Origin of the sequence: Agrobacterium sp. ST15.16.024 (assembly GCF_027956545.1) — a bacterium.
In the GTDB taxonomy this organism is placed as follows: Bacteria; Pseudomonadota; Alphaproteobacteria; order Rhizobiales; family Rhizobiaceae; genus Agrobacterium; species Agrobacterium cucumeris.
Map to the genome: position 1 here is coordinate 397,356 of NZ_JAQKGO010000003.1, position 16,869 is coordinate 414,224.

20 protein-coding genes and 1 pseudogene are annotated in these 16,869 nt (G+C 60.0%); 15 read left to right on the forward strand and 6 right to left on the reverse strand.

Annotation, left to right across the window (positions count from 1 at the left end; all coding sequences use genetic code 11):
• Window positions 1-74: 74 nt before the first annotated feature.
• Together uppH and uppJ are read left to right on the forward strand one after the other, a co-directional pair.
• A complete protein-coding gene (gene uppH, locus PL640_RS13815) occupies window positions 75-986 on the forward strand; it encodes a polysaccharide biosynthesis endo-1,4-beta-xylanase UppH (protein ID WP_271362302.1) in 912 nt (303 codons plus the stop codon).
• 8 nt (window positions 987-994) lie between these two features.
• Window positions 995-1,939 carry a polysaccharide biosynthesis UDP-hexose transferase UppJ gene (gene uppJ, locus PL640_RS13820; RefSeq protein ID WP_271362303.1) on the forward strand — a complete coding sequence of 315 codons (945 nt, stop codon included), beginning with the start codon at window positions 995-997 and terminating at the stop codon, window positions 1,937-1,939.
• 24 nt (window positions 1,940-1,963) lie between these two features.
• Here the strand turns inward: uppJ and PL640_RS13825 are convergent, their stop codons facing one another.
• Entirely contained in the window at window positions 1,964-2,209 is a 246-nt protein-coding gene (locus PL640_RS13825) for a hypothetical protein (protein ID WP_142840485.1), read from the reverse strand.
• Between the two features lie 226 nt (window positions 2,210-2,435).
• A complete protein-coding gene (gene uppL, locus PL640_RS13830) occupies window positions 2,436-3,230 on the reverse strand; it encodes a polysaccharide biosynthesis UDP-hexose transferase UppL (protein ID WP_271362431.1) in 795 nt (264 codons plus the stop codon).
• Between the two features lie 246 nt (window positions 3,231-3,476).
• Between uppL and PL640_RS13835 the strand changes: the two genes are divergently transcribed.
• Entirely contained in the window at window positions 3,477-3,686 is a 210-nt protein-coding gene (locus PL640_RS13835) for a hypothetical protein (protein ID WP_161991256.1), read from the forward strand.
• A gap of 19 nt (window positions 3,687-3,705) precedes the next feature.
• Here the strand turns inward: PL640_RS13835 and uppM are convergent, their stop codons facing one another.
• A complete protein-coding gene (gene uppM / locus PL640_RS13840; protein ID WP_271362304.1) occupies window positions 3,706-5,331 on the reverse strand; it encodes a polysaccharide biosynthesis protein UppM in 1,626 nt (541 codons plus the stop codon).
• A gap of 257 nt (window positions 5,332-5,588) precedes the next feature.
• Between uppM and uppO the strand changes: the two genes are divergently transcribed.
• The 5 genes from uppO (at window position 5,589) to PL640_RS13865 (ending at window position 8,557) form a co-directional block, all read left to right on the forward strand.
• Window positions 5,589-7,004 (forward strand): polysaccharide biosynthesis phosphomannomutase UppO, encoded by a 1,416-nt coding sequence (gene uppO, locus PL640_RS13845; RefSeq protein ID WP_271362305.1) that lies wholly within the window; start codon window positions 5,589-5,591, stop codon window positions 7,002-7,004.
• A gap of 36 nt (window positions 7,005-7,040) precedes the next feature.
• Window positions 7,041-7,337 (forward strand): nucleotidyltransferase family protein, encoded by a 297-nt coding sequence (locus PL640_RS13850; protein ID WP_271362306.1) that lies wholly within the window; start codon window positions 7,041-7,043, stop codon window positions 7,335-7,337.
• Complete coding sequence (locus tag PL640_RS13855; RefSeq protein WP_271362307.1) at window positions 7,337-7,690, forward strand: HepT-like ribonuclease domain-containing protein; 354 nt, start codon at window positions 7,337-7,339, stop codon at window positions 7,688-7,690. The genes PL640_RS13850 and PL640_RS13855 overlap by 1 nt, the downstream gene beginning before the upstream one ends.
• Before the next feature lie 103 nt (window positions 7,691-7,793).
• Entirely contained in the window at window positions 7,794-8,195 is a 402-nt protein-coding gene (locus PL640_RS13860) for a group II truncated hemoglobin (protein WP_142840488.1), read from the forward strand.
• Window positions 8,192-8,557, forward strand: a complete 366-nt coding sequence (locus PL640_RS13865) for a DUF423 domain-containing protein (RefSeq protein WP_271362308.1) — start codon at window positions 8,192-8,194, stop codon at window positions 8,555-8,557. Before PL640_RS13860 ends, PL640_RS13865 begins: the two co-directional genes overlap by 4 nt.
• Window positions 8,558-8,563: 6 nt before the next feature.
• Here the strand turns inward: PL640_RS13865 and PL640_RS13870 are convergent, their stop codons facing one another.
• The 3 genes and pseudogenes from PL640_RS13870 to rutR form a co-directional block, all read right to left on the reverse strand.
• Window positions 8,564-8,851 (reverse strand): hypothetical protein, encoded by a 288-nt coding sequence (locus PL640_RS13870; RefSeq protein WP_269701886.1) that lies wholly within the window; start codon window positions 8,849-8,851, stop codon window positions 8,564-8,566.
• Window positions 8,832-9,155, reverse strand: a pseudogene (locus tag PL640_RS13875) (DUF2325 domain-containing protein); the annotation flags it as partial. The pseudogene PL640_RS13875 and the gene PL640_RS13870, both read right to left, overlap by 20 nt.
• 254 nt (window positions 9,156-9,409) lie before the next feature.
• Window positions 9,410-10,051 (reverse strand): HTH-type transcriptional regulator RutR, encoded by a 642-nt coding sequence (rutR, locus tag PL640_RS13880; RefSeq protein ID WP_142840491.1) that lies wholly within the window; start codon window positions 10,049-10,051, stop codon window positions 9,410-9,412.
• 260 nt (window positions 10,052-10,311) lie between these two features.
• Here rutR and PL640_RS13885 point away from each other — a divergent pair, with 260 nt between their 5' ends.
• The 7 genes from PL640_RS13885 (at window position 10,312) to PL640_RS13915 (ending at window position 16,861) form a co-directional block, all read left to right on the forward strand.
• Window positions 10,312-11,559 (forward strand): Zn-dependent hydrolase, encoded by a 1,248-nt coding sequence (locus PL640_RS13885; protein ID WP_271362309.1) that lies wholly within the window; start codon window positions 10,312-10,314, stop codon window positions 11,557-11,559.
• A gap of 188 nt (window positions 11,560-11,747) precedes the next feature.
• Window positions 11,748-12,182, forward strand: a complete 435-nt coding sequence (locus PL640_RS13890) for an endonuclease domain-containing protein (protein WP_269701881.1) — start codon at window positions 11,748-11,750, stop codon at window positions 12,180-12,182.
• A complete protein-coding gene (hydA, locus tag PL640_RS13895) occupies window positions 12,179-13,636 on the forward strand; it encodes a dihydropyrimidinase (protein WP_271362310.1) in 1,458 nt (485 codons plus the stop codon). The genes PL640_RS13890 and hydA overlap by 4 nt, the downstream gene beginning before the upstream one ends.
• A gap of 2 nt (window positions 13,637-13,638) precedes the next feature.
• Entirely contained in the window at window positions 13,639-14,076 is a 438-nt protein-coding gene (locus PL640_RS13900; RefSeq protein ID WP_271362311.1) for an NUDIX hydrolase, read from the forward strand.
• Entirely contained in the window at window positions 14,073-14,867 is a 795-nt protein-coding gene (locus PL640_RS13905; RefSeq protein ID WP_271362312.1) for an ABC transporter ATP-binding protein, read from the forward strand. The genes PL640_RS13900 and PL640_RS13905 overlap by 4 nt, the downstream gene beginning before the upstream one ends.
• A gap of 249 nt (window positions 14,868-15,116) precedes the next feature.
• On the forward strand, window positions 15,117-15,992 hold the full coding sequence (locus PL640_RS13910; protein ID WP_271362313.1) for an ABC transporter permease: 876 nt from the start codon (window positions 15,117-15,119) through the stop codon (window positions 15,990-15,992).
• Window positions 15,989-16,861, forward strand: a complete 873-nt coding sequence (locus tag PL640_RS13915; protein ID WP_271362314.1) for an ABC transporter permease — start codon at window positions 15,989-15,991, stop codon at window positions 16,859-16,861. Before PL640_RS13910 ends, PL640_RS13915 begins: the two co-directional genes overlap by 4 nt.
• Window positions 16,862-16,869 lie beyond the last annotated feature (8 nt).

Below are 16,869 nucleotides of genomic sequence, written 5' to 3' on the forward strand. Positions count from 1 at the left end.
TTGGCGAGGTCCGCTTAATCCGGTAGTAACTTCGCTGTGCGAATTCTTGGCCCACCCTTATGGAGTTGAAAACCTTGGTTTCCGTTTCGATTGTCATTCCCGTTCGCAACGGCGAGCGTTACATCGTGGAAGCGATCGAAAGCGTCCTGCTTCAGGGCGAGACCATCCGCGAGGTGCTGGTGGTTGATGACGGCTCCACCGATACCACCGCGCAGAAGGTGGAAGGTTTCTCCGATCCACGGGTCAAATTGCTCGCCCGGCCGCAGGGCCGGCAGGGCGTTTCCGCCGTGCGCAATTTCGGCCTGTCGCAGGCACGCGGCGAATGGACGATGTTTCTCGATGCGGACGACCGGCTGAAGCCGGGTGCCATCGCCGCTCTTTGCGCCGGCATCTCCGGCCCTGACGTCGTTGCCGTCTATGGCGATTATGAGCGCATCGACGAAAATGGCGACAAGATCGGCCGGCGCAATCTCATTCGCCGCCGTGAAAAGCCTGACGGTTTCATCCTCCAGCCTCTGTTGGGCGGAAACTTCATCGTCAATGGCGGCATCATGCTGGTCAGGACCCGCATCTTTCAGGATTTCGGCGGTTTCGACGAGACATTGCGCTATGCGGAAGACTGGTATGGCTGGTGCAGGCTCGCCGCCGCCGGCCGCTTTGTCTATCTGCCCGGCTGCCACGTTCTCGATTACCGGGTGCACCGGACGAGCGTGATGATGAACCGGCTTTTGACCTTCCGAGACTGCGAGCCGGCCATCGAGGCGGTGTTTTCCGACCCCGCCATCGTCGCCGCCATTTCCCCGCAGGAACTGCGGCGGCTCCGCCACAAATCCGAAAACCACATGAATGCCTATACCGTGGCGCAGGCTTTCCGCGCCCGCCGTTACCGCGAGGCCTTTAAGGCACTTGCCGATACGCTCATTCATCGCCCCCGCCAAAGCCTCAGGGCCGTCGTTTTTTCCGCCGCAGCGCTTGCCGGTATTTAGGAGTTTCCATGCCCGAGATCATGCCGGAAGCGGTGGTGTGCATTCCCAGTTTCCGCCGGCCCGAAGGCCTGCGAAAGACGCTTTTATCGCTGGCGGCCCAGAAGGTCGATTTTCCCTTCGCCATCGTCGTGGTCGACAATGACGGCGCAGGCCAGCAGGGCCTTGCCGTCGCGCGTGCGTTTTTTGGCGAAAGCGGCATGGCCGGCCAGACGCTGGTGGAGCCGACACAGGGCAATTGTTACGCCATCAATACCGCCTTCCGCACCGCCCGGCAGAGCTATCCGTCCGCTCAATGGTTCCTGATGATCGATGATGACGAGGCCGCCTCCCCCGTCTGGCTCGCCGAAATGGTGTCGGCGGCCAAGTCCTTCGGCGCCGATATCGTCGGCGGACCGGTCAACCGCGAATTCGACGCACCCGCGCCGAAGGCAGTGCTGTCACATCCGCTGTTCGGCTCCATCGAAGCGCCAACCGGTCCCGTCGAACAGATCCACGGATCGGGCAATTGTCTGATTTCGCGGAAAGTTTTCGAAAGCCTGCCGAAACCGGAATTCGACGTGCGGTTCAATTTCCTCGGCGGCGGCGATATGGATTTCTTCACCCGCTGCCGCAAGGCCGGTTTCAAATTCGCCTGGAGCGCTCAGGCGCTCATCATCGAATATGTGCCGGAAAACCGCATGGCGCCGCGCTGGATCATGGAGCGCTCGCTCAGAACCGGCATCATCAATTACAGCATCGACCGCGCTCGCCGACCCGGCCTCAAGGGCGGACTGCTGCTTGCCGCCAAGAACATCGCCAGCCTTGGGCTGTCGCTTATCCGCGCTGTTGCCGCTTTCCTGAAAACCGGGGCGCTGCTGCCCGCCACCCATCCGCCGCTGATGTCCCTCGGCCGCGTGATGGCGAGCCTGGGGATCACGCTCACGCCCTATAAGGCGCCGGTGAAAAAGGCCTGATATTCCTCATTACGGGTGCCCGTATCAGCCCAGCGTTTTTTCCCTGCCCAGCGAAAGCGCATTCATGCGTTTCTGGAAACCGAGGGAAGAAAAGACGGCGGCAAGAATGAGAAGCGGAACGAGAACCGGCCACAAGAAACAAAGCACGATACCGGTCACCCGGTAAAAATCCCAATCCCTGTCGCGGCGAGCGCCTTCAATGTAGGTCATGGCGAGAGAGGTAACAGTGCCAATCCCATAAACAAAAAGAGAAATGGACGTAATGACCATTGCTGCCCTCAAATATCTCTGATTCGAATAAATTTATAATATTTTCCCAGTGTAGCGCCGTTGCGCGCAGTTGCAACGAATTTCAGCGGCAAGGCGCATCGTTTCAATACGTTAGGGTGATCTCATATAGACTGGCGCGCGCGGCTTTCAAAAAAATCCGCTGCGCAATCAAAGGTACGGATGGCAAAACGGAGAAGGGCAAACCCGCCGTTTCCTCTCCGCTTCGTCAGCGTTCCGAAGCCCGGTAGCTGTGCTTCAGAAGCGAATATATAGCGATCGGATTGGTCAGCAGGTAACGTTTGCCAAGGCGTCTCGGCTCAAGCATCGCCCTGTAGAGCCATTCCAGCCCCATATCCTGCATCCATTGCGGCGCGCGGCTGTTCTTGCCGGCGAGAAAATCGAACAGGCCACCGCAGGTCTTGACCACGGCAACGCCGGAAAGCCTGTCCAGATTGCGCGAGACGAAGCGTTGCTCCAGCGGAATACCGAAGCCGACCCAGAGAATATCGGTCTGCGATGCCACGACATCGGCAAGGATCGCCTCTTCTTCGTCCCGGCTGAAATAACCGTTGCGCCGCCCGGAAAAAACCAGACGCGGATAAAGCCTCTGCATTTCCTCGACTGCGGCGCGATTGACCTCTTCGGAGCCACCGAGGAAATAAAACCGCGCACCCGTCTCTTCGGCCCGGCGGGCAACCGCATGAACGAGATCCGTCGTCGCAACGCGTTCGCGCAGTGCATTCGGACAGAACTTGCGGGAAAAGATTACCAGTGACATGCCGTCGGCATGAATCTGGTCCGCCTGCCGTAGCATGGCGTCAAATTCCCTGTCGTGATGGCAAAGCGCAATGACCTGACCGTTCGCCGAGGTCGAATAGAATGGCCTTGCGCCGGTATCGCGCACACGCCCCGCCCGCAGGATGAAATCCTCCGCCGTTTCTTCAATCGTCGCGTCAGTGATGGGTAAAGCCGCAAGCGGAATGACGGGCCAGATCTTGTTCGGCCCTTTCGCATCCGGCATTTCGCTCCCTGTCATAATCTGTCCGGTGTCCAAGATAGGCGTCGTTTCATTGTTATAGTCACACATATGCTTAGAGTATAAGGCTTCAAACACTACGAAGAACTATCATTAATATTTTTATAAACCCTTCGCTTGAAGCCGACAATTTACACGCCCGCAGGTTGAGACCGCTCTTTCCACCTATTCCGGTTTGCCGGCCAATGGGTTAAGGAACGGCGAACCCACACCACAGAAAAGGTCAAGGCCATGGAAACCATCTCGATCGACAACCGCGGCGATTTCGGCCTCTGGGCAATAGAACGGGCAAAGGAAATCGTCGCCAACGAAGCGTCCGATCTCGCCATTTCCGTCCGCGACGGCGACGAGGCCGGCATTCGCGATGCGGGCAATGCGCTGGGTGCTGCCATCGCCGCTGCCCTGCTCGAAGTTTATGACGGTCTGACGTCGGAAGAATAAGCGCAACGGGTCAGCCCCATCAGGCGTAACGCGCAGCACTTTCATCGTGGTCATTGCGGCGCAGATAACCCCAGAGCCCGAGCGCCCCGGCAATGCCGAGACCGAGGAACAGACCGCCTGCGCCACCGGCAATCAGGAAGGTCAGCTTGCCCGGCGGCCAGCTTCTGGAATTCGGCGCGACGGGCTGCGAAATCACCCGCACATTGGTGGAATCGATCGACTGCTGTTCGGCAAGCTGGCGCGAGCGGGTAAGATAGGTCTCGTAGATCGCGGCGGCCGAATTGGCGTCGCGCTCCAGATCCCTGAGCCGCACCTGCGCCTCGTTATCGGTGAAGACGTTGGCCCGTTCCGCCACCGCCTTCAATCTGAGGGCATCGAGCGAGGAGCGGGCCTCGGCGACATTTGTCTTGGCCGCCTGCAGGATGCGCCGCGCTTCATCCGCCATGCCGCGTTCCAGCATGGCGCGCTCCGCCCCCGCGGTTGCCAGGCGCGGATGCCGCGCGCCATAGGTCAGCGTCATCGCACCGATCTGCTGCTGCAGGGTGCTATATTGCGCGCGGATGGTGTTCATCGTCTGGCTGTCGAAGATGGCATCGCTCTGCGTGCGGTTCTGGGCAATCGCGGCTTCCATCTGCTTCAGGCGTGATTCTTCCTGAATGACGCGCTGCTGTGCCGCCAGAACCTGCGCATTCAGTTCGCCGGAGGCGAGATTGCTGACCAGCTGGCCGTTGTTTTCCTGCAATCCGTTCTCACGACGGAAATCCGCCACCCGCTTTTCGGCAGCCGTCACGTTTTCGCGCATCTCCTCGAGCCGTTTCTTGAGATCGTCGACAACACGCTGGCTGCTGTCGGAGGTCGTCTGGAACAGCTCGCTTTCAAAGGCTTTGACGATGGCCTTGGAAACCGTCACGGATTTTTCCGCGTCGTTGGTCCAGACCGAAAGCGTCACCACGAAGGAGCGCGGATCGCGTTCCGCCGCCACCCGGTCGCCGAGGGAACGGAGCGCCCCGACCCGGTTGTCGCCATCTTCCGGCTTCGACGAAAACATCGCCTTCAGCCGGGCAAGCGGCGGCGGATTGATGAATTCGGCATCCTGATCGAGCTTCAGCTCATCCACCACCCGCGCCAGCACGTTGCGCGAGGTGATGGTGCGCAGCTTGCTTTCCACTTCGAGTATCTGGGTGTCGCGCTGCTGGCTCGGCGAAAACACGCCGTCATTGACGACGTTGAGATTGGAGGGATTAACGACAATATCCGTATAGGCGGTGTAACGCGGCGGCGTCATGGAAGCATAGGTCAGTGCGGCGCCGACGCAGAGAATGATCGCCAGCACGATCCAGACAATGCCGTTACGCAGCCAGATGAGGATATCGTCCACACCGATCCTGTCGATATATTTCAGGCCCGGCAGCGCGGCCGCCAGACTACCGGTCGGCGAGGATGGTTTTACGGGCTTTTCAGCCGGGGGCGGCTCGGCGGCGACGACCGGTTTCGGCTCCAGATGCTCTTTCAGCACCGTGCGTTCGAAAACCTCGTCCTCATCCACCAGATCGTCCAGCAGGGAACCGTGGGGCCTGGCGACGGGCGCCGATTTTTCATCAAGCGGACGTGCCTGCTTATGTCCCGCCTTTTGAAGCCTGTACATCAGCCAATCCAACTCGAATGAACCACAAAAAGGCCGGCAACAGATGGTTTCCATCGTCGCCACAGCCGCTATAGACGGACAAGTTTAAATATGACGGGTGAATTTTAGGTTACCCGCTTCATCCCCGCAATCATCGCCCATTCGGGGCCGCCATGAAAGAGATGATTGACGTGAATGGATCAATACGGTTCTTTCAGCCGTTATATTTTTATATTATCCATTTGAACCTCAAAGATTTTATCGAAACGGAGTTTGGCATGAGCCTGAAATTTGGAACGAGCGGCCTTCGCGGCCTCTCTGTCGATCTGAAAGGAAAAGCCTCGGCCGTCTATGCCACGGCATTTGCAAGGCACCTTCTCACATCGGGCCAGGCAAAGGCGGGCGATCCCATTCTCGTAGCCCGCGACTTCCGGGATTCGAGCCCCGATGTTTCGGCAACCTGCATCGGCGCGCTGAAAAAGGCCGGTCTCACACCGCTCGATTGCGGCACCGTGCCGACACCCGCGCTGGCGCTTTACGGCCTGTCGCTGAAGGCGGGCGCGTTGATGATCACCGGTTCGCATATTCCGGCCGACCGCAACGGCATCAAATTCTATCGCCCGGATGGCGAAATCGACAAGCAGGATGAAACGGCAATCGCCACCCTTGCAGCCGAAGTCGAAGCCGAAGGTGTGAGCGACGAGGCCGCGACGGCGGAAGACCATTCCGCAATCGCAGCCGAACTGTTTTACGAACGCAACATCGCGCTGCTGCCGGAAAAGGCGTTGTCGGGTCTCAAGATCGGCGTTTACCAGCACAGCACCGTGGCGCGCGATCTCTTCGTCGACGTTCTCGCCCATTATGGCGCCGACGCCGTGGCGCTCGGCCGCTCGGAGAGCTTCATTCCTGTTGATACCGAGGCGGTCTCGCCGGAAACACTTACGCTTCTCAAGAAGTGGGCGCCGGAACATGGTCTCGATGCCATCGTTTCTGCCGACGGTGACGGCGATCGCCCGCTGCTTGCCGATGAAAACGGCGTGCCGCTGCGCGGCGACCTGATCGGGCTCATCACCGCCAGTTTCCTCGATGCCGGTGTGGTCGTCACCCCCGTCACCTCCAATTCCGGCATTGAAGCGAGCGGTTCCTTCGAGGTCGTTCGCACAAAGGTCGGCTCACCTTTCGTCATCGCCGGCATGGCAGAGGCGCTTGCCGCCGGCAGAAACGGCGTCATGGGCTTTGAGGCCAATGGCGGCCTGCTCACGGCTTCTGCCTTCACCCTCAACGGCAGGGCAGTCTCGCCGCTGCCGACGCGTGACAGCTTCCTGCCGGTTCTCGCCGTGCTGCTTCTGTCGGCCGAGCAGAAAAAACCGCTGTCGGAGATCGCCGCCGCCTACAATCTGCCGGTCGCCGCCGCCGACCGTCTGGAGAATTTCGCGCAGGAAAAAAGCGCCGCCCTGATGACGCATCTGCGCGCTTCGCGCGACAATCTCGAGGCTTTCCTCGCCCCGGTCGGCAAGGTGAAGACGCTCAGCGACATCGACGGCCTGCGCGTGGCGCTCACCGACGGCAGCACCATCCACTTCCGCCCTTCCGGCAACGCGCCCGAAATGCGCTGCTACGTCGAAGCCGCCAATCAGGGCGAAGCCGAAACACTTCTGAACAAGGGGCTCGATCTCATCCGCAATTTTGGATGAGTGGATGACGCATGCGGGATGATATAAGCTGAACGCATGAAGAGAACGGACGCGATCAAAAAACTCAAACGGCACGCCCATGCGGTGAAAAGCATGGGCGCAACGTCGCTCTATATTTTTGGATCGACGGCCCGCGATGAAGCCCTTGGTTCAAGCGATCTGGACATCTTCATCGATTATGATCCAAGCCGCCGTTTCTCATTGCTCGATCTCGTCGGTATCAAGCAGTTTCTGGAAGAAGAACTGGCGGTGGAAGTGGACGTGACGACACGCAACAGCCTCCACCCGCTGCTCCGGAATGACATCGAGCGATCCGCAGTACGGATATTTTGATGATCAGACGCAGGGTCGGACCAGTTCTCTCTGAAATTCTGGAGGCCATAAACGGCATTGAGACCCACACTGCAGGCCTGTCACTTGCTGATTTTCAGCAAAATTGGCTCCTCAAGCTTGCTGTACAGCGCGCCTTGGAGATCGTTTCCGAGGCATCACGGCACATACCGGAGGAATTGCTGGACCTCGCGCCGGACATCCCATGGAAACAGATTCGCGGGATCGGCAATATTCTTCGCCATGAATACCACAAGATCGCGGACGATGTGGTTTGGGCCGTGGTGACAGAACATATCGCGCCACTCAAAATCGCCGTTCAGGCTATTCAACGATACGTCGGGCCCGAAAACTGAGGGGTCGATCAGCACAATGTCGCAAATGTCGCATCCCACCTTTCCTTGTTGCTCTTCCCGCTTGAGAAAGCGATAAGGACCGCAGGGCCAGACGAGGCGGATGATGAGCGGCGAGACCACTACCCTTTATGAAGCGATCGGCGGCGATGCGACCGTCAAGGCCCTGACCCGGCGCTTTTATGAATTGATGGACACCCTGCCGGAGGCGGCGCATTGCCGTGCGATCCACCCTGCCGATCTTTCCGGCAGTGAGGCGAAGTTTTACGATTATCTGACGGGATATCTTGGCGGACCGCCCGTCTATGTCGAGAAACACGGCCATCCGATGTTGCGCCGCCGCCATTTCGTCGCGCCCATCGGCCCTGCCGAGCGCGATGAATGGCTGCTCTGCTTCCGCCGCGCCATGGACGAGACCATCGAGAACCCCAAGCTGCGCGAGATCATCTGGGCGCCGGTGGAGCGGCTGGCTTTTCATATGCAGAATCAGGAAGCGGAAAACCCATGACCCACGACAGATTGCGCGCCTTCATTCTTTTGCTCGGCGGCCTTCTGGGTGCCGCCGGCGTCATGCTTGCCGCCGCCGCCACGCATACGGGCGAGACCTATATGCTGGGCAATGCCTCGGCCATGGCGCTGGCACATTCCCCGGTGCTGGTGGCGCTCCATATCGGTGCGGACCGTATCAGGACCGCCATTCCGGCCGGCCTGATCCTGGGGTTGGGCACCGCGATCTTTGTCGGTGATCTCGTCGTCAGGCATTTTTCCGGCCACAGCCTGTTTCCCTTCGCCGCACCCACGGGTGGCCTTGGCATGATCGCCGGATGGCTCGTGCTCTGCGCCGGGGCATTTATGAAGCCGAAAGGCTGATCGGCCTTAACGACGCCTCCAGCGAAACGACAGGATGTTGCGACCGCCTTCAGCCGCTTCGCCGAGGGCGAAGGAAGGCGTTTCGCCGGGTTGGCGGGTGCGAAGATGGGGAAAGGTCACCACATTGCTGTCGGCGGCCGCCGCGCGGTTGCGCCGCTCCCGTTCGCCGACGATTTCATACATGTCCGTCAGGGCCGGATCGGCGCCCTGTTCGGCCATCTTGTGCAGTTCCACGCGGCAGGCTTCTGCTGCCGCGGGCTCATCATCATGGAAATTATTGCGCTCGTCGCTCATCGCTGGAGGTCCGTTCATTCATGGTCTGCAGCGCCCGCTCCAGACTGGATTTGCTGCCATTGCGCAGCGGAATGAACGTCTTGCCGAATTTCTTGCAACCCGACTTCACCCGCAGACACGCATCGTGGCTGATACAGTCGATCGGGCAGAAAACGCAGTCGACGGAAGGAAGAACGGTATCGATGCGCGACACCGCTTCACGCAGTCCGCCATCGTGATGGATCAGTTCGGCGCCGAAATTGCTGGCGATCTGGCGAAGATGGGCAACCTGACAGTCACGGCCGCCGACATAAAGAAAGCTCTTCGGTCCGGAAAGCTGCTGTTCGGCCACGTCCTTTTCGTTTTGAGGCGCGCCTTTGCCCTGCTTGCCGCCGCGTTCGGCCTTCTTCTTTTCCTTGCGTGCCATTCCCTCACCTGCCGGTTGATTTTTCATGCCCCGGACATTCGGGATAGCGGCACCATAATAAAGATGAGTTTTGGAGTAAAGTATAAAGGTGATCATTTTCCTCATGTTTTGACACAAAACATCGATCACATATTCGCGAGAACCCATCCCGCTTAGCCGTTTAGCCGCAATCCACCGATGAAAAGCTGCTCCAGATGCCGGGCCGCATCTTCAAAACGGCCATCGCCGCCGTGCCTGTCACCCAGCACCGCCCGCACCTGCACATCAAAATCCGCATAATGCTGGGTGGTCGACCAGATTGAAAAGATGAGGTGGTAGGGGTCACATTTGGCAATCCGCCCGGCCTTCACCCAGGCACGGATGACCTCGGCCTTTTCATCCACCAGTTGTTTGAGAGGCCCTTTCAGCTCATCTTCGATATGCGGCGCACCCTGCAGGATTTCATTGGCGAACAGCCGGCTTTCGCGCGGAAAATCCCGCGACATTTCCAGCTTGCGGCGAATATAGGAGCGGATTTCGCTTTCAGGATTACCCTCGGCATCAAAAGCCCTGAGCGGATCAAGCCATGTATCCAGCACCCGCTCGATGAGGGCGCGATGCATCGCCTCCTTGGTGCGGAAATAATAAAGCACATTCGGCTTGGACATGCCGGCCGCCTCGGCAATCTGGTCTATGGTGGAACCACGAAAGCCGTTGATGGAAAAGACACTGAGCGCTGCCTCGAGGATAGCTTCCTGCTTTTCCTCCTGAATGCGGGTCCGCTTCTGTGTTTTCGCTGCGCGCGGTATGGCCATTCTCTGCTCTCTGTTTCTTTTCGATGCAATTGCCGCTACAGTATGATTAAAAAATAATCGACGCGTACAGTTTAGGCAAAATTAGTGCGATTCGTCACAAAAGTCCCTTGCTGACGCCATCGCAAATTTGCATTGTTTACCAGCCGGTCAATTTATCCATCATCGCCAGCACAAGGCAATGGCTGTTATCTTAGCCGGCAAAAACAGGAACGGCACAAGCTTTGCTTTGATAAAAACAAAACAGGTGAGGACGACATTTCATGGCGGCGGGTAAGAACTTGACGGTCAATGGCGACCGTCTGTGGGATAGTCTGATGGACATGGCGAAGATCGGCCCCGGCATCGCCGGCGGCAATAATCGCCGCACACTGACGGATGAGGACGGAGAAGGCCGCCACCTGTTCAAGCGCTGGTGCGAGGCGGCGGGTCTGACGCTTGGCATCGACCGCATGGGCACCATGTTCGCCACCCGCGCCGGTGAGGATCCGGACGCGCTTCCTGTCTATATCGGCAGCCATCTCGACACGCAGCCGACGGGCGGCAAATATGACGGCGTGCTCGGTGTGCTGGCCGGGCTGGAAGTGGTGCGCAGCCTCAACGACCTCCACATCAAAACCCGGCACCCCATCGTTGTCACCAACTGGTCGAACGAGGAAGGCGCGCGTTTTGCGCCCGCCATGCTGGCATCAGGCGTCTTTGCCGGCATCCATGATCTCGATTACGCCTATAGCCGCACCGATACAGACGGCAAGACCTATGGCGACGAGCTGGAACGCATCGGCTGGCTGGGCGAGGAAGATGTCGGCGCGCGTAAAATGCACGCCTATTTCGAATATCACATCGAGCAGGGACCCATTCTGGAGGCGCAGGACAAACAGATCGGCGTCGTCACCCATTGCCAGGGCCTGTGGTGGCTGGAAGTGACACTGACCGGCAAGGAAGCCCATACCGGCTCCACGCCGATGGCCATGCGCGTCAATGCCGGCCTTGCCGCCGCCCGCATTCTCGAAAAGGTGCAGGAAGTGGCAATGGCCCACCAGCCGGGCGCTGTCGCCGGCGTCGGCCAGATGATTTTCACCCCCAATTCCCGCAATGTGCTGCCCGGCAAGGTGGTTTTCACCATCGACCTTCGAACACCGTCTCAGGCGAAACTGGACAGCATGCGCGCCATCTTCGAGCGCGAGGTGCCAGTGATCGCCGAAGAACTCGGCGTCGGCTGCGCGATCGAAGCCATCGGCCATTTCGATCCGGTTACCTTCGACCCCGTGCTGGTGGGCCGGGTACGCGCTGCCGCCGAAAAACTCGGCTACACCCACATGGACATCATCTCCGGCGCCGGCCACGATGCCTGCTGGACCGCAAGGGTCGCCCCCTCCACCATGATCTTCTGCCCCTGCGTGGACGGGCTTTCCCACAACGAAGCGGAAGAGATTTCGCCCGAATGGGCAAAGGCCGGCTGCGACGTGCTGCTGCATGCTGTGCTGGAGACGGCGGAGATCGTGGAATGATCGTACCCACGAGGCCAAGCCCCCTCATCCGACCCTTCGGGCCACCTTCTCCCCGGCGGGGAGAAGAAACCCGTGGCAAGCCCCTCACCCCGACCATCGACGTCACAGAAATATGCGACGGTTCCTCCCAATTCTTCTCCCCGCCGGGGAGAAGGTGGCCCGAAGGGCCGGATGAGGGGGCAAGGGTCATGGCAGACCACACCGGTAAAAAAGCAGCAAAACGCCACTCCGGCAAAACTGCACAAGCCCGAAAACTCCGCCGCGACGAGACCGACGCCGAATACCGCCTCTGGTACGAACTGAAGGACCGGCGGTTGAACGGTTTCAAATTCGGCCGACAAGTCCCTCTTGGCCCTTACATCGCCGATTTCGTCTGCCGCGAACAAATGCTGGTTGTCGAGCTTGACGGATCACAGCACGCCTCTTCCATGCATGACCGGCAAAGAACGCTCTGGCTCAACAATCACGGCTATGCGGTTCTACGGTTCTGGAACCACGAAATCTTCGAAGAGCTTTCCTTTACGCTCAACACCATCCTCGCCGTGCTGAACACTAAGACTTTCCCGCCTGATCATCCCGACCGCTATTCGCCAGCCCTCGCCACCGGGAACACAGTTCAATGACCGCCACCATTATCAAAAATGGCACCATCGTCACCGCCGACCTCACCTACAAGGCCGATGTGAAGATCGAAGGCGGCAAAATTGCCGAGATCGGGCCTGATCTGACCGGCGGCACCATCCTCGATGCCACGGGATGTTACGTCATGCCCGGCGGCATCGATCCGCATGTGCATCTGGAAATGCCGTTCATGGGCACCTATTCCGCCGATGATTTCGAGAGCGGCACGCGGGCGGCGCTGGCCGGTGGCACCACCATGGTGGTGGATTTCTGCCTGCCGGAGCCCGGCCAACCACTTCTCGATGCGCTGCAACGCTGGGACAACAAGGCGACGCGGGCCAATTGCGATTATTCCTTCCACATGGCCGTTACCTGGTGGGGCGAGCAGGTCTTCAACGACATGAAGACGGTGGTTCTGGAAAAGGGCATCAACTCCTTCAAGCACTTCATGGCCTATAAGGGCGCACTGATGGTGAATGACGACGAGATGTTCGCCTCCTTCTCGCGCTGCGCCGAACTGGGCGCCATTCCCTTCGTGCATGCGGAAAACGGCGATATCGTCGCGCAGATGCAGGAGAAGCTGATGGCGGAAGGCAATACCGGGCCGGAAGCGCATGCCTATTCCCGCCCACCCTCGGTGGAAGGCGAGGCCACCAACCGCGCCATCATCATCGCCGATATGGCCGGCGCGCCGCTTTACGTCGTCCACACCTCCTGCGAGCAGGCGCATGAAGCAATCCGCCGCGCCCGCCAAAACGGCATGCGGGTTTATGGCGAGCCACTGATCCAGCACCTGATCCTCGATGAAAGCGAATATGCCAATCCCGACTGGGATCACGCCGCCCGCCGGGTCATGTCGCCGCCCTTCCGCAACCGCCAGCATCAGGACAGTCTCTGGGCGGGTCTCGCCTCCGGGTCGCTGCAATGTGTGGCGACCGACCATTGCGCCTTCACCACCGAACAGAAACGCTTCGGGCTGGGTGATTTCCGCAAGATACCAAACGGCACCGGCGGGCTGGAAGATCGCATGCCGCTGCTCTGGACCCATGGTGTGGTGACCGGACGGCTGACGATGAACGAATTCGTCGCCGTCACCTCCACCAACATCGCCAAGATCCTCAATATCTACCCGAAAAAGGGCGCAATCCTCGTTGGCAGCGATGCCGATATCGTCGTCTGGGATCCGGCACTGAAAAAGACCATCAGCGCGCAGAGCCAGCAATCGGCCATCGATTACAATGTCTTTGAGGGACAAAAGATCAGGGGGCTGCCGCGCTTCACCCTGTCGCGCGGTCTCGTCAGCATCGAGGAGGGCAGCATCGAAACCCAGCCGGGCCACGGCCAGTTTATCGCCCGCGATCCCTACCCCGCCGTCAGCCGGGCGCTTTCCACCTGGAAGGAACTCGTTTCGCCACGCCGGGTGGAACGCAGCGGCATTCCGGCATCGGGTGTGTGATCATGAGCACTGAAGCAAAACGTGAAATCATCATCGCCGCTGCCGTTCTTTTAAACGAGCGGCGGCAAATGCTGGTGGTGCGCAAGCGCGGCACCACGCAATTCATGCAACCGGGCGGAAAGATCGACCCCGGGGAAACGCCGGAACAGGCCCTGCGCCGCGAACTTGCCGAGGAAATCGGCCTGACGTTGCCAGACCATGCCGTTCATTATGAGGGTGTCTTTCGCGAGGAAGCCGCCAATGAGCCGGGGGCCGATGTCGTTGCCCATGCTTTTACAGCCAGACTTCATACCGAGGTCCTGCCGCAGGCGGAAATCGAGGAAGTGCGCTGGCTCGATCTCGACGCCAAGCCCGATCTGCCGATCGCCAGACTCACCGAAACCCGCATGCTGCCATTGGCGCGCGCGGCCCTGACGGAAAGCGAAACCAAGCCACGATGAACCCGGCCTCCCCCTATTCCGTCGTTTCCGCCAAAAATCTCGGCCTCACCTTCGAAACGGGGGATGGCCCGGTACATGCGCTGTCCAATGTCGATCTCGAAGTCGGCAAGGGCGAATTCGTCTCCTTCATCGGCCCGTCGGGTTGCGGCAAGACCACCTTTCTGAGGGTCATTGCCGATCTCGAAAAACACACGTCGGGCGATATCACCGTCAACGGCACGACGCCGGAAAACGCCCGGCGAGACCGATCCTACGGTTATGTCTTTCAGGCGGCAGCACTTTATCCCTGGCGCAGCATCGAAAAAAACATCGCTTTGCCGCTCGAAATCATGGGTTATACCAAAGCCCAGCAGCGCGAACGCATCGACCGCACGATGGAGCTCGTCAACCTCAACGGCTTCGGCAAGAAATACCCCTGGCAACTCTCCGGCGGCATGCAGCAGCGCGCCTCCATCGCCCGCGCGCTCGCCTTCGATGCCGACCTGCTGCTGATGGACGAACCCTTCGGCGCGCTGGACGAAATCGTCCGCGATCATCTGAACGAACAGCTGCTGAAACTCTGGGATACGACCGGCAAGACCATCTGCTTCGTCACCCATTCCATTCCGGAAGCGGTTTATCTCTCGACGAAAATCGTCGTCATGTCGCCGCGGCCGGGCCGGGTGACTGATGTGATCACATCCACCTTGCCGAGGGAGAGGCCGCTGGAAATTCGCGAGACGCCGGAGTTTCTGGCGATTGCGCATCGGGTGCGTGAGGGGTTGAAGGCGGGGCATGGCTATGAGGGGTGATGCTGGAAACGACGCCGTTGCGGCAAGTGTTACCCCCCTCTGCCCTGCCGGGCATCTCCCCCACAAGGAGGGAGATCGGCAAGGAGCGCTACCAATGCTCTTTCCGCAGGCGTTGAGATGGCCGCGACCATGCCACGAGTCGATCTCCCCCCTTGTGGGGGAGATGCCCGGCAGGGCAGAGGGGGGTAAGCCTCGCCCACAGGTCACCGCTAATCATCACCCTCGATGCACGCAGCGGAGCGAAAAAACATGACCCTCCTCCGCCACCGCATCCTCCCCATCCTCACCGTCCTCCTCGCCATCCTCATCGTCTGGCACCTCGCCGTCATCTATCTCAACATGCCCTTCGCCCGCGATCAGGCCACCCGCGCCGGCCAGACGCCGAGCTTCTCGCAACTCCTGCCGCAAACCTTCGCGCAGGAGCGCCCGGTCCTCCCCGCCCCGCACCAGATTGCCGCCGAACTCTGGGACACCACCGTCAACAAGGCCATCACCTCCAAGCGCAGCCTCGTCTATCATGCAGGTGTCACGCTTTCCGCCACACTGCTCGGTTTCGCCATCGGTGCGGTGCTCGGCATCCTGCTTGCCGTCGCCATCATCCACAATCGCGCCATGGACCGCTCCGTCATGCCGTGGATCATCGCCAGCCAGACGATCCCCATTCTCGCCATCGCGCCGATGATCATCGTCGTGCTGAATTCCATCGGCATTTCCGGGTTGCTGCCGAAGGCGCTGATCTCCACCTACCTGTCCTTCTTCCCCATCGTCGTCGGCATGGTGAAGGGGCTGAGAAGTCCCGAAACCATCCAGCTGGACCTGATGCACACCTATAATGCCTCGCCTGCGCAAATCTTCTGGAAGCTGCGCTGGCCCGCCGCACTGCCCTATCTCTTCACCTCGCTGAAGATCGCCATTGCCATTGCGCTGGTCGGCGCCATCGTCGGTGAATTGCCCACGGGAGCCGTCGCCGGTCTCGGCGCGCGGCTGCTTTCCGGCTCCTATTATGGCCAGACGGTGCAGATATGGGCGGCGCTGTTCATGGCCGCCGGTGTCGCAGCACTTCTGGTGTCCATTATCGGTATCGCCCGCGCCGCGGTCCTGAAACGAATGGGAGCAAGGCCATGACGAACCCCTTCTGGTTTATCGGCGCGATCCTGTTCTGGCTTGCCGCCTGGGCCTTCAACGAATGGCTGGTGCGCCACCGCTTCGTTTCCCCCTCGGCAAAGCGCATCAGCGGCATCTCCGTGCCGCTCCTCTTCGGATTGGCCATCCTCGTCTTGTGGGAAGGTGTGGTCCGTGGTTTTTCCGTACCGCCCATCCTGCTGCCGGCCCCCAGCGCCATCCTCGCGCGCCTTCTCGGCTCCCTGCCGATCCTCTGGGCCGATTTCCGCCAGACTTTCCTCAAATCGGTGCTGACAGGCTATGTGCTCGGCTGCGGCCTCGGCTTTGCCGTCGCCATCCTCATCGACCGTTCGCCCTTCCTCCAGCGCGGGCTGCTGCCCATCGGCAATTTCGTCTCCGCTCTGCCTGTCGTCGGCATCGCCCCCATCATGGTCATGTGGTTCGGCTTCGACTGGCAGTCGAAAGTCGCCGTCGTCGTCATCATGACCTTCTTTCCGATGCTGGTGAACACGGTGCAGGGGCTTGCCGCTTCCAGCCACATGGAACGCGACCTGATGCGCACCTATGCCGCCGGCTGGTGGCAGACACTGGTGAAGCTGCGCCTGCCCGCCGCCTGGCCCTTCATCTTCAACGCGCTGAAAATCAACTCCACGCTGGCGCTGATCGGCGCCATCGTCGCGGAATTCTTCGGCACACCCATCGTCGGCATGGGTTTCCGCATCTCGGCGGAAATGGGCCGCAGCAATGTCGATATGGTCTGGGCCGAAATCGCGGTCGCCGCGCTCGCAGGCTCCGGCTTTTACGGTCTGGTGGCGCTCGCGGAGCGGGCCGTCACCTTCTGGCATCCGTCCGTCCGTGGGGGACGAACGTAAATAACGAA